Source organism: Micromonospora echinofusca (assembly GCF_017614955.1).
Taxonomy (GTDB): domain Bacteria; phylum Actinomycetota; class Actinomycetes; order Mycobacteriales; family Micromonosporaceae; genus Micromonospora; species Micromonospora echinofusca_A.
On record NZ_WVUH01000024.1, the window covers coordinates 1 to 12672 of the forward strand.

A 12672-nucleotide genomic window follows, 5' to 3' on the forward strand; every position below is an offset into this window, starting at 1 on the left:
GGTGGGTGCGGGTCAGAAGGTGTGCTCGGCAGCGGGGAACTCGCCGCCGCGTACCTCGTCCGCGAACCGTCGGGTGGCCTCGGCCAGTACCCCGGCCAGGTCGGCGTACCGCTTCACGAAGCGCGGCGCGCGGCCGGGACGCAGCCCGGCCATGTCCTGCCAGACCAGCACCTGCGCGTCGGTGTCCGGACCGGCGCCGATACCGATGGTCGGAATGGGCAGCTCGTGGGTGATCTGCTTGGCCACCTCGCCCGGCACCATCTCCAGTACCACCGCGAACGCGCCCGCCTCGGTCACCGCCCGGGCGTCGGCGAGTACGTCCCCGGCCGCGTCACCGCGCCCCTGCACCAGGTAGCCGCCGATGGCGTGCTCGCTCTGCGGGGTGAACCCGATGTGCGCCATCACCGGGATGCCGGCCGCCGCGATCGCCGCGATCTGCGCCGCGCACCGCCGACCGCCCTCCAGTTTGACCGCGTGGCAGCCACCCTCCTTCATGAACCGTACGGCGGTGCGTACCGCCTGCGTCGGGCCCTCCTCGTACGAGCCGAACGGCAGGTCACCCACGACCAGACTGTGCCGGGTGGCCCGGACCACCGCGCGGACCAGCGGCAGCAACTCGTCGACGGTCACCGGCAGGGTGGTCTCGTGCCCGAACACGTTGTTGGCGGCCGAGTCGCCGACCAGCAGCACCGGGATGCCCGCCTGGTCGAAGATCGAGGCGGTGTACTGGTCGTACGCGGTCAGCATGGGCCAGCGCTCACCCCGCTGCTTGGCGGCGATCAGGTCGCGGGTGCGTACCCGTCGGGTGGCCGGACCACCGTAGAGCGTGGGCACCCCGGTGGGTGTGTCGACCGTGCCGGATGTCGGATTCGTCCCTGACGCGGACATGGTTGCTCCTCTCACCTCAAGGCCGCCCTCGCGGTCCCCGGGTCACCCGCATCGTCGCACCGGCCCGACCGGCTGCGGCAGTACGCAGTGGAGGATTTCACTCTGCGGTCGTCACTCCGATCGCAGCGTGTTCACCCCGATCCCACCGTGGTCACGGCCCGGCCGTCCGTCGCTCAACCGCACGGCCCGGCCGTCCACCGCTCAACCGTGTTCCCGCCACCGGTTGGTGATCGGCAGCCGCCGGTCCCGGCCGAACGCCTTCATCGAGATCTTCGTACCCGGAGCGGACTGCCGGCGCTTGTACTCGGCGGTGTCCACCATCCGTAGTACCCGGTCCAGCACCGCCGGGTCGTGACCGGCCTCGACCAGCCCCTGCCGGCCCAGGTCGGTGTCGACGTACGCCATCAGGATCGGGTCCAGCACCGAGTAGTCGGGCAGGGTGTCGCTGTCGAGCTGCCCCGGGCTCAGTTCGGCGCTCGGCGGCTTGCCGATCGAGTTCTCCGGGATCGGCGGCGTCTCGCCCCGGCTGGCCGCGTCGGCGTTACGCCACCGGGCGAGCTTCCAGACCAGCGTCTTCCAGACATCCTTGATCGGGTTGAAGCCGCCGACCGAGTCGCCGTAGAGGGTGGAGTACCCGACCGCCAGTTCGCTCTTGTTGCCGGTGGTCAGCACCAGGTGGCCCTCCTGGTTCGACAGGGCCATCAGGATCACCCCCCGTACCCGGGCCTGGAGGTTCTCCACCGCCACGCCGGAGAGCGACATGTTGGCCAGGTAGGTGTCCACCATCGGCTGGATCGGCTCGGTCCGGTAGTCCAGCCCGGTCCGCTTGGCCAGGTCCGCCGCGTCCGCCCGGGAATGCTCCGACGAGTGCTGGCTGGGCATGGAGACCCCGACCACCCGGTCCGCGCCGAGCGCGTCGACCGCGATCGCCGCCACCACCGCCGAGTCGATGCCGCCGGAGAGTCCGAGTACCACCGACGGGAAGCGGTTCTTCCGGACGTAGTCGCGCAGGCCGAGTACCAGCGCGTGCCAGACCTCCGCCTCGTCGGCGACCGGCTCGATGATCCCGCCGACGGCCGGCGGGCCGGCCGGTGCCGGTGGCGCGTCGGTGAGCCGGGTACGCACCACCCGCAGGTGGTCGGCCCGCTGCTCCAGCATCTCGCCGGCTGCCCCGGCGGGTTCGCTGGTCGCCGCGCCGTCCCCGGTCGGCTCCGGCAGTGCCACGTCGTGCAGCAGCAGGTGCTCGACGAACTGCGGCGCGCGGGCCAGCAGGGTGCCGTCCGCCGCGACGATCATCGAGTCCCCGTCGAAGACCAGCTCGTCCTGACCGCCGACCATGTTGACGTACGCGATGGTCGCCCCGGCCTCGGCGGCCCGCCGCCGGACCAGCGGCAGCCGGATGTCGTCCTTGTTCAACTCGTACGGCGAACCGTTGATGTTGACGACCAGGCCGACCCCGGCCTGCCGGGCGACCGCGAACGGGCCACCGGCCTGCCACAGGTCCTCGCAGATGGTCAGCGCCACGTCCACCCCGCCGAGCCGGACCACGGTCAGCGTGTCCCCGGGGACGAAGTACCGGTCCTCGTCGAACACCCCGTAGTTGGGCAGGTGGTGCTTGACGTAGGTGGCCGCCACCGTACCGCCGTGCAGCAGGGCGGCGGCGTTGCGCGGCCCCCGGCCCGGCTCCGCGTCCGCGCTGATCGCGGGCGGACCGTCGGCGTCCAGGTAGCCGACCACCACCGGCAGGTCGCCCAGGCCGTCGGCGGCCAGGTCGGCGGCGAGCCGGTGCAGCGCCTCCCGGGAGGCGGCGGTGAAGGAGTGCCGGAAGACCAGATCCTCGACCGGGTACCCGGTCAGCATCATCTCGGGGAAGGCGAGCAGGTGCGCGCCGGCGGTGGCGGCGTCACGGGCCACCCGCCGGACGATCTCCGCGTTGCCGGTGAGGTCACCGACGGTCGGGTTGACCTGGGCGAGGGCGAGGCGCAGGGTCGGCATGCCCCCATCTTGCCCGGTCGACCCGCCCGCCATACCCGCGCCCCGCGCAGGTCCGCCCCGATCAGGTCGGCGTCCTGCGATGCCCGGCCGTGTGGTGGACTGCCGCCGCCGCGCGGGCGGCCGGGGCAGTATGTTGGGGCGGAGGGACCGGGAGGTGCGTGCATCACCCCCAGGTCATCGACCGTCATCGGATTCTCGTAACGTCTGCGAAACGAGGCCGGTGGAGACTGGGCGGCCAGGCGCGCGCCGGCTCTGCCGGAGGCCGGCAAGAAGTCGCAAGGGGTGGAAGTGGACCGTCAGCAGGAGTTCGTGCTCCGCACGCTGGAAGAGCGTGACATCCGTTTCGTCCGGCTGTGGTTCACCGACGTGCTCGGCACGCTCAAGAGCGTCTCGGTGGCCCCGGCCGAGCTGGAGGCGGCCTTCGAGGAGGGCATCGGCTTCGACGGCTCCGCCATCGAGGGGTTCGCCCGGGTCTTCGAGTCCGACATGGTCGCCATGCCCGACCCGACCACCTTCCAGGTCTTCCCCTTCGAGGGCGGGGTCAGCGGCGAGAGCGCCCGGATGTTCTGCGACATCCTGCTCCCCGACGGCAGCCCGTCCTGGGCCGACCCCCGGCACGTACTGCGCCGGGCCCTGTCCCGGGCGGCGGAGAAGGGCTTCACCTTCTACACCCACCCGGAGATCGAGTTCTTCCTGCTGGAGAACGGCGGCGCCGACGGTTCGGTGCCGGTACCGGTGGACAGCGGCGGCTACTTCGAGCACACCACCCACGCCGTGGCCCGCGACTTCCGCCGCCAGGCCGTGCTCGCGCTGGAGCGGATCGGCATCTCGGTCGAGTTCAGCCACCACGAGGTCGCCCCCGGGCAGCAGGAGATCGACCTGCGCTACGCCGACGCGCTGGCCACCGCCGACAACATCATGACCTTCCGGCACGTGGTCAAGGAGGTCGCGCTCTCCACCGGGGTACGCGCCACCTTCATGCCCAAGCCCTTCACCGACCAGCCCGGCAGCGGCATGCACACCCACCTCTCCCTCTTCGAGGGGGAGCGGAACGCCTTCCACGACCCCAGCGACCCGATGAAGCTCTCCAAGGTCGCCCGGGCGTTCATCGCCGGTCTGCTGGTGCACGCCCGGGAGTACACGGCGGTCACCAACCAGTGGGTCAACTCGTACAAGCGGCTCTTCCCGCTGCAACTGCCGGACCGGATCACCGAGAGCCCGGCGTACGTCTGCTGGGGGCACCTCAACCGGTCCGCCCTGGTCCGGGTGCCGGCGTACGGCAAGCCCAACTCGGCCCGGGTCGAGGTCCGCTCGCCCGACTCGGCCGCCAACCCGTACCTCGCCTTCGCGGTGCTGCTCGGTGCCGGGCTCAAGGGCATCGAGGAGGGTTACGAGCTGCCGCCGGGCGCCGAGGACGACGTCTGGTCGCTGTCCAACGCCGAGCGCCGGGCCATGGGGTACGAGTCCCTGCCGGAGAACCTCGCCGAGGCGATCGACGTGATGGCCGGCAGCGAACTGGTCGCCGAGGTGCTCGGGGAGCACGTCTTCGACTTCTTCCTGCGCAACAAGCGCGCCGAGTGGGAGCAGTACCGGCGTGAGGTCACCCCGTACGAGCGGCAGCGCTACCTCTCCCTCTGAACACCTCCGGGGTACGGCTGACCCGTCGGACATCCCGAACAGGACAATCGGTGGGTCAGCCGGACCGGGTCGGGCACGCTATCGTCTCGACCACGTGACCGGCATCCGCGCCGGGCGTACCCCTATGGGAGGCAGTCGGTGCTGGAGGATCTGCTCACGGGAGCCTGGCAGAGCATCGTCTTCGGTGTGGTCGGCGTGGCCCTGATGGCGGCCGGCTTCGTGCTGGTCGACGTGCTGACCCCGGGCCGGTTGCGGGAGCTGATCTGGGTCCGCCGCAACGGTAACGCCGCCCTGCTGCTCGCGGCCAACCAGCTCGGCATCGCCGGCATCGTCTTCACCGCCATCCTGACCAGCTACTCGTCGTTCAGCAAGGGGCTGGCCTCCACGGTCATCTTCGGGCTGATCGGCCTGATCATCATGGCGCTCGCGTTCTTCGTGCTCGACCTGCTCACCCCGGGCAAGCTCGGCGAGATCATCTGCTCCGACGAGCCGCACCCGGCGGCCCGGGTCAGCGCGGCCACCCACTTCGGTGCCGCCCTGATCGTCTGCGCCTGCATCGCCTGACGCAGCACAGGAGCGTCCGGCCCGGCCGGATGTCGTACCCGCCGGATAGCCTCCGGCCGTGAACCGCACCGACCGCCTCTACGCCATCGTCGAGGAGTTGCGGGCGGTCACCCCGCGCCCGCGCAGCGCGCGCTGGCTCGCCGGCCGGTTCGAGGTGAGCACCCGGACGGTCGAGCGGGACATCAGCGCCCTCCAGCAGGCCGGGGTGCCGATCTGGGCCGAGCCGGGTCGGGCCGGCGGGTACGTGCTCGACGCCGCCCGCACCCTGCCACCGGTCAACGTCACCCCGGCCGAGGCGGTGGCGATGGCGGTGGCCCTGCACCGGCTCGCCGGCACCCCGTTCGCCGGGCCGGCCGGCACCGCGCTGCGCAAGGTGCTCGCCGTGTTGCCCCCGGCCGCCGCCGAGGCGGCCCACGACCTCGCCGGCCGGGTGCACCTGGTCGGCACCGGGCCGGCCACGCCCGTCCCGGCCCTCGTCGCCGACGCGCTCACCGCGCGCCGGGTGCTCCGCCTGCGGTACGCCGACCAGCGCGGCGCCACTACCGTGCGGGACGTCGAGCCGCTCGGCTTCCTCGGCACCCCCGTCCACTGGTACCTGGTGGCCTGGTGCCGGCTCCGTGACGAGCTGCGCGCCTTCCGCACCGACCGGATGACCTCGGTGACGGCGCTGGCCGAGGTCGCCCCGCACCGGGCGCTGGACCCGGACGACCTGGACATCCCGCGCGAGCGGTTCCGTCAGGTCAGCCTGGTCTGACCGGGCGCGGCGAGCCGCGTTCGGGTTCGCTCCGGCGGCAGACCCGATCCGGCGCCGTTCGTCCGTCGGTCGGCAGTGGTCGTGGTCCTCGGCTGGTGGACCGTCCATTCGTCGTGGTCCTCGGCTGGTGGGCTGTCCGTTCGTCGTGGTCCTCGGCTGGTGGGCCGTCCGTTCGTCGTGCTCCTCGGCTGGTGGGCCGTCCACTCGTCGCCTGTCGAGCTGCACCGTTTGTGCCAGCAAACGACGACCCGCCGTACCACCCGCTCAATGATCCACTCAGTTTCCTGGTGGTCGGGGTGTTGTCCCGACCCGACAGCCCGACTTCCTGAGAACGGAGTGGATCGAGGGGCGGCGGCCGGGTGTCCGGTCCCGTCCGGTGCGGTGCCGGTCGCACCCGTGCGGCATGCTGAAGCACGCAAGCAGCCTCCGATGTGGAAGGAAGCACCGCGTGCCCCAGGTGCTCAGCTACGCCGACGCGGTACGCCTGCTCGGCGGGCAGCGGAGCCGGTTCGTCGAGACGTTCGACAGGCTGACCGGGGGTGTGCTGCTGGCCGCCTCGGTGCCGTTGCCGGCCCTGCTCGGCATCTTCGACGCCAAGGCCGAGTTCGTCCGGCTCGGCCACGACCTGGTCCGCTCCGCGTCCGAGCGGCGTTCCGGGCTGTCCCGGTACGGTCGCACCCAGCGGCTGGAGGCGGCCCACGCGGTCCTCGCGGTCACCGCGTACTTCGAGGTGCTGGCCCGGGCGGAGCTGCCGTTCGCCTTCGCCGACCTGGCGGTCGACGCGGGCGAGCAGCTGACCTTCGCCGGGGCGTACGCCCCGGACCCCCGGATGCTGACCGACGCGCTCTTCGGCACCGTTGCCCCGGTACCCGGCCCGCACCTGCCGTACCCGCGCTACCGGGCGGCGCTGGTCGACTTCTACGGCACGCTCGGCCTGCGACTGGGCAACTTCGTGCGCGGGCTGGCCGCCTGGGAGCGGCTCGACCGGGCCGGTCAGCGGGCCTTCGCCGCGCTGCTGGACAGCGCCCCGGAGCGGGCCGCCGACCGGCACCGGGACCTGCTCACCCAGTTTGCCGCCGAGTTCCCCGAGGTGCGGTTCTGGCTCGGGCTGCACGAGCACGAGGCCACCCGGGGCGAACTCCGGTCGCTGGCCGCCGGGCTGGTCGAGTTGCGGGCCGCCCTGGACGCCATCTCCACCGGCCGGGCGCCGGACGAGCGGCGGGCCGCGCTGGCCCGGGCGTACGCCACCGAACTGGACCAGCCGATCGTCGCCTCCGGCGAGGTACCGGCCGGACTGCGGGTGCCCACCCTCGGCGCGGCGTACGTGCCGCCGCTGTGCCGGATCGTCGCCCTCGCCCCCGCCGACCGGCCCAGCGACGAGGCCTGGTGGGACCGGCAACCCCTGCGGGACGACCTGTGGCAGTCGCTGCTGGTGCACCTCACCTCACCCGGCGCGACCGTGGCACCGCTGCTGGTGCTCGGCCAGCCCGGCTCGGGCAAGTCCCTGCTGACCCGGATCCTCGCCGCCCAGCTCCCGGCCGCCGACTTCATGGTGGTCCGGGTGACCCTGCGGCACGTGTACGCCGCCGCCGACCTCCAGGAGCAGATCGAGCAGGCGGTCCGGTACGACACCGGGGAACGGGTCGACTGGCCGGCGCTGTCCCGCTCCGCCGGGGACGCCCTGCCGGTGGTGCTGCTCGACGGCTTCGACGAGCTGCTCCAGGCCACCGGGGTGGCCCAGACCGACTACCTGCGCCGGGTGGCCGCCTTCCAACGCCGGGAGGCCGACCAGGGCCGACCGGTCGCGGTGCTGGTGACCAGCCGGACCAGCGTCGCCGACCGGGCCCAGCCACCGGCCGGGACGGTGGCGGTACGGCTCGAACCCTTCGACGACGCCCGGGTCGCCGCCTGGGTGGACACCTGGAACATGGTCAACGCCGGCCCGTTCGCCGCGCTCGGCGTGCAGCGGCTGGACCCGGCGACCGTGCTGGCCCACCGGGAGCTGGCCGGACAACCCCTGCTGCTGCTGATGCTGGCGCTCTACGACGCCGAGGGCAACGACCTGCGCAGCGCGGGTGACCTGCGCCGGGGCGAGCTGTACGAACGGCTGCTGCGCCGGTTCGCCCGCCGGGAGGTGGTCAAGCACCGTGCCGGGCTCTCCGCGCGGGACCTGGACCGGGCGGTCGAGGAGGAGTTGCGGCGGTTGTCGGTGGTCGCGTTCGCCATGTTCAACCGGCGGGCCCAGGCGGTCACCGACACCGACCTGGAGGCCGACCTCGCCGCGTTGAAGGTCGGCGCCCCGGCGTCCGCCGTGGACCGGTCCGGCCTGCGTACCCCGCTGCGGGCCGCCGAGGTGGTGCTCGGCCGGTTCTTCTTCATCCACCGGTCCCGGGCCACCCTGGACGACACCCGGCACGAGAGCTACGAGTTCCTGCACGCCACGTTCGGCGAGTACCTGGTGGCCCGGTTCACCACCCAGGTGCTGGCCGACCTGGTGGCCCGGGACACCGCGTCCAGCCTGTCCCTGGGCGGGGACCCGGTCGACGACGACCTGCTGCACGCCCTGCTGTCGTACGCGGTGCTGACCAGTCGCGCCCCGGTGCTCGCCTTCCTCGCCGAGCACACCGCCACGCTCGACGAGCAGCGTCGCGCCGACTGGGCCGACCTGCTGCTGCGGCTGTTCCGGGCGGCACCGTACGCGACCGGCGGGCGCCGCTTCGACGGGTACCGGCCGATGCTGCTGCCGGTGCCGGCCCGGCACGCCGCGTACACGGCGAACCTGCTGCTGCTGGCGGTCTGCGCGGCCGGCGAGGTGACCGCCGGGCAGCTCTTCCCGGACGTCACCGACGTGGTGGGCCGGTGGCGCGGTCAGGCCCTGCTGTGGAGGTCCCAGCTCGACGACGAGGAGTGGGCCAGCCTGGTCAACGCGCTGGCCCTGGACCGTCGGGTGACCGGGCACGGCCGGGACGTCGCGCTGTCCCGCGACGACGGCGGCTTCACCCCGCCGCCGGTGGACATGCCCTGGGCGCACGGCCTGCGCCCGGTCGCCGATGTCGATGTGCTGTTCTACCAGGTACCGGATCAGGAGACCTGGTTCCGGCGCCGGACGCACTTCGAGTGCGACGTCGACGACGACACGGTGCGGCACACCCTGGAGCCGATCGTCGACTACCTGCCCGATTCGACCAGTCTGTTCGTCCGTCCCTGGGCCGATGCCCTGCCGTCGGCGGCCCGGCTGCTGCTCGACGCCTGGCTGCTGCCGTACTTCCACGGGGTGGCGCCGGAGGAACAGGCCCGGGCGTACCGGCGGTGCGCGCGGGTCGCCGTCACCGTCGAGAACCAGTGGGGGTCGCTGCCGTACACCTATCCGCTGCTGCTGCTGGACCGGTTGGCCGGCGACCGGGAGGTGCCCGCCGAACTGGCCTTCGAGATCCTGATGGCCTGTACCGACGTGGTGGTCGACCGGGGCTCCGGGACGACGGCGGCGCTCCGCTGCATCGTGGCCCTGCTCGGTCGGGACCGGACGGTCGACGTGAAGCTGTACATGATGACCGACGAACTGCTCGCCCTGTCCCGGCGGGGCGAGTACGTCGACTGGCTGGACGACCTCTTCGCCGACGTACTGGTCCGGCTGTACGAACTCGAACTGGGCCGGGTGCCACTCTCGGCCGCCGAGGCGGAGAGCTTCCGGCGGCGGTACGGGGACCGTCGACCCGACCTGGTGCAGCGGCTGCGTCCGCTGGTCGACGGGCCTGCCGACGGGCGGGAGTGAGCCGGGTCACCGTCCCGGGCGCGGAAACACCGACACAGGGTTGTCGCGGTACCGGCCGATCCTCGTTGTCGAGGGCCGGTCGACCGACCGGCGGGTACAGGAGTGACATCATGACCAACGCGGTGACCTGGTTCGAGATCGGCACCGACCAGCCCGAGGCGGCCGAGCGGTTCTACGGCGACCTGTTCGGCTGGACCTTCCGCACCGAGGGGGACGCCGCCTACCGGATCATCGACACCGGCGCGGGCCCGATCGGCGGTGGCCTGCGGGACAGCGGCGGCACGCATCCCGGGTACGCGATCTTCAACGTGCAGGTGGCGGATGTGGCCGACGCCTGCCGGCGGGCCGAGGCGGCCGGCGGCCGGGTGCTGGTACCGCTGATGCGCGCGGCCAACGGGCTGACCTTCGCCCACCTGCTCGACCCGTCCGGCAACCAGTTCGGCATCTTCGCCCCGCCAGCGGGAAACTGACCCCGGCCCGACACCCAAGCACCCGTACTCGTCGATCTTGTAGTTGTGGCCCCGGCATATGTCACGGAACGGGCATAAGGGGGGCCGCAACTGCAAGATCGACTGGGGAGTCGTGGGAGTTGGGGAGTCGTGGGAGTTGGGGGAGTCGTGGGAGTTGTGGAGAGTGGCGAGGAGGTGCCGGGTGCCCCGCCCCGCCTCACCGGGGTGGGGCACCCGGACGTCCTCAGCGGCCCGGCCCGCCCCAGTGGCCGCGCCAGCCGCCGCCGAGTACGCCGGCCTCGGCGGCCTTGGTGATCGCGTCGGCCTGCTCCTGGGTGAGCTTGCCGTCGGCGACGGCCTGCTTCAGCCGCTCGGCGAACGCGGCCTGCCGGTCGGCCTCGTTACCGGCGCGGTCCCGCCACCGCTCGTTGCTGTCGCGGTCCCGCCACCGCTCGTCGCGGTCCGCCTTGCGTTGCTCGTGCACCTTCTCCAGCGCTTCGGTGACCTTCTCCACCGGTACGCCCAGCTCCTTGGCCAGGGCCTCGGCGAACTCGGTCCGGTGCGCGGCGCCCCGGTCCTCCGTCGGGGACGCGGACTGGCTCGGGCTGGCGCTGCTGTCGGCCAGCGCGACCGCCGGCGCGGCGATGCCGACCCCGAGTACGCCGGCCGCGGCCAGCCCGATCAGCACGTTCTTCCGGGTGAACTTCCGGGACATGATGGCGCTCCAGATCGTCGGTGAGTTTTCCTGACTTCACCCAGCGTGACAGATCTGGCTGATTGCAGCTTGTGACGGACCTGCAAATTTGCTGAGTATCCGCAGCTCAACTGCGGTCTGGTCAGCGGACCGCCGGGCTCACCGTGAGTGTGCCCGCCTCGGTGTCCAGGGTCGCCGGCACCCCCACCGGCACGGTGAGCTGCCCCGGCCCGTGGCCGATCGGCAGCCCGCCGAGCACCGGTACCCCCAGGTCGCCCAGCCGCTCGGTCAGCACGTCGTTGACGGTGGTGTCCCAACCGTCGGCACAGTTGGTGAACTGGCCCACCGCCACCCCGGCCAGCCCGGCCAGCGCCCCGGCCCGGCGCAGCTGGGTGAGCATCCGGTCGACCTTGTACGGCGGCTCCTCGACGTCCTCGATCAGCAGGACCGCCCCGGTCAGGTCCGGCAGGTCCCGGGTACCGACCGAGGCGGCGATCAGGCAGAGGTTCCCGCCGAGCAGCCGCCCGGTGGCCGTACCGGGCACGCACACTGCCGAGGTCTCCTCGGCCGGGTCCCGCCGCACCGTCACCGGTTCGGTGGTCGTCAGCGCCGCGTGCAGCGACTCCGCCGACCGCAGCCCGGTGCGCTCGTCGGACCAGGCCGCCCCGGGCCCGTGCACCCCGGCCAGCCGGGCCCCCTGCCACAGGGCGAACTGCAGCGCGGTGATGTCGGAGAAACCGGCCACCACCTTCGGGTCGCGGCGCACCAGCGCCATGTCGATCCGGTCCACCATCCGCTGCGCGCCGTACCCGCCCCGGGTGCAGATCACCCCGCGCACCTCCGGGTCGGCGAAGGCCAGGTTGAGGTCCGCCGCCCGGTCGGCGTCCGTCCCGGCGAGGTAGCCGTTCCGGTCGTACGCGTGCGGGCCGGGCACCGGCCGCAGGCCCCAACCGGTGAGCAGCTCCACGCCCCGGGCCAGCCGTTCCGGTCGCAACGGCCCGGACGGGGAGACCAGCAGCACCTTGTCACCGGGGCGCAGCGCGGGCGGGCGGACCACCCCGTCGGCGGCGTCCACCGTCACATCGGAGATCACAGTCGCCGAGCCTATCGGGACCGCCGCGCGCTACCCGCTAGCCTCGACGGGTGGCAACCGCGCTGGTGATCGAGAACGACCCGACCGACGACCCCCGCAGGCTGGGGGAGTGGCTGACCGAAGCCGGCCTCGACCTGCACGTCCGGCGGGCGCACGCCGGTGACGAACTCCCCGCCGACCTGGACGGGTACGCCGCCCTGGTGGTGCTCGGCGGCGAACAGCAGCCCTACCCGTACCCGGACGGCACCCCCGGCGCCCCGTGGTTTCCGGCCCTGGAGGGGCTGCTGCGCAAGGCGGTCCGGCACCGGGTACCGACCCTGGGCATCTGCCTGGGCGCGCAACTGCTCGCCACCGCGCACGCCGGGGAGTGTGAGCGCAGCGCCGCCGGGCCGGAGGTCGGACCGGCCGTGGTCGGCCGGCGGGACGCCGCCGAGACCGACCCGCTGTTCCGGTACGTGCCGCTGATCCCGGACGTGTTCCAGTGGCACGTGGACGAGATCACCGAACTGCCCCGGGGCGCCACCCTGCTGGCCGCCTCCACCCGGTACCCGCACCAGGCGTTCCGCCTCGGCGACCGGGCCTGGGGGTTGCAGTTCCACATCGAGTGCGACACCGCGATGATCACCGACTGGGCCACCGACTCGCGGCTGCTGGCCGACCTCGGGTACGACCCGGAGCTGGTGGTGGCCGCCTGCGACGCGGTGATGGCCGACGTCGAGGAGGTGTGGCAGCCCTTCGCCGCCCGGTTCGCCGCCCTGGCCCTCGGCGAGCTGGACGACACCGGCCCACGCCGGACCCTGCCGCTGCTCGGCCACTGAGCGGGGC

10 protein-coding genes are annotated in these 12672 nt (G+C 72.8%); 6 read left to right on the top strand and 4 right to left on the bottom strand.

Going from position 1 to position 12672, the window contains the following annotated elements:
* Window positions 1–12: 12 nt before the first annotated feature.
* Together panB and GSF22_RS05160 are read right to left on the bottom strand one after the other, a co-directional pair.
* A complete protein-coding gene (gene panB / locus GSF22_RS05155) occupies window positions 13–888 on the bottom strand; it encodes a 3-methyl-2-oxobutanoate hydroxymethyltransferase (protein ID WP_208811578.1) in 876 nt (291 codons plus the stop codon).
* Between the two features lie 201 nt (window positions 889–1089).
* Window positions 1090–2883, bottom strand: coding sequence for an NAD+ synthase (locus GSF22_RS05160; RefSeq protein ID WP_208811579.1), 1794 nt, complete (start codon window positions 2881–2883; stop codon window positions 1090–1092).
* A gap of 288 nt (window positions 2884–3171) precedes the next feature.
* On the opposite strand from GSF22_RS05160, the gene glnA reads away from it, so the two are divergent.
* From glnA to GSF22_RS05185, 5 genes are all read left to right on the top strand, one after another.
* On the top strand, window positions 3172–4521 hold the full coding sequence (gene glnA, locus GSF22_RS05165) for a type I glutamate--ammonia ligase (protein WP_208811599.1): 1350 nt from the start codon (window positions 3172–3174) through the stop codon (window positions 4519–4521).
* 138 nt (window positions 4522–4659) lie between these two features.
* Window positions 4660–5085 (top strand): DUF350 domain-containing protein, encoded by a 426-nt coding sequence (locus tag GSF22_RS05170; RefSeq protein WP_208811580.1) that lies wholly within the window; start codon window positions 4660–4662, stop codon window positions 5083–5085.
* Between the two features lie 58 nt (window positions 5086–5143).
* The gene (locus tag GSF22_RS05175; RefSeq protein WP_208811581.1) at window positions 5144–5839 is read left to right on the top strand and encodes a helix-turn-helix transcriptional regulator; all 696 of its coding nucleotides are present in this window, start codon (window positions 5144–5146) and stop codon (window positions 5837–5839) included.
* 448 nt (window positions 5840–6287) lie between these two features.
* Window positions 6288–9611, top strand: coding sequence for an NACHT domain-containing protein (locus GSF22_RS05180; protein ID WP_208811582.1), 3324 nt, complete (start codon window positions 6288–6290; stop codon window positions 9609–9611).
* Window positions 9612–9721: 110 nt separating this feature from the next.
* On the top strand, window positions 9722–10081 hold the full coding sequence (locus tag GSF22_RS05185) for a VOC family protein (protein ID WP_244366275.1): 360 nt from the start codon (window positions 9722–9724) through the stop codon (window positions 10079–10081).
* A gap of 223 nt (window positions 10082–10304) precedes the next feature.
* Here the strand turns inward: GSF22_RS05185 and GSF22_RS05190 are convergent, their stop codons facing one another.
* Window positions 10305–10775, bottom strand: a complete 471-nt coding sequence (locus GSF22_RS05190) for a hypothetical protein (RefSeq protein WP_208811583.1) — start codon at window positions 10773–10775, stop codon at window positions 10305–10307.
* Between the two features lie 121 nt (window positions 10776–10896).
* Window positions 10897–11844, bottom strand: a complete 948-nt coding sequence (locus tag GSF22_RS05195) for a S66 peptidase family protein (protein WP_307803743.1) — start codon at window positions 11842–11844, stop codon at window positions 10897–10899.
* Between the two features lie 53 nt (window positions 11845–11897).
* On the opposite strand from GSF22_RS05195, the gene GSF22_RS05200 reads away from it, so the two are divergent.
* On the top strand, window positions 11898–12665 hold the full coding sequence (locus GSF22_RS05200) for a type 1 glutamine amidotransferase (protein WP_208811584.1): 768 nt from the start codon (window positions 11898–11900) through the stop codon (window positions 12663–12665).
* Window positions 12666–12672 lie beyond the last annotated feature (7 nt).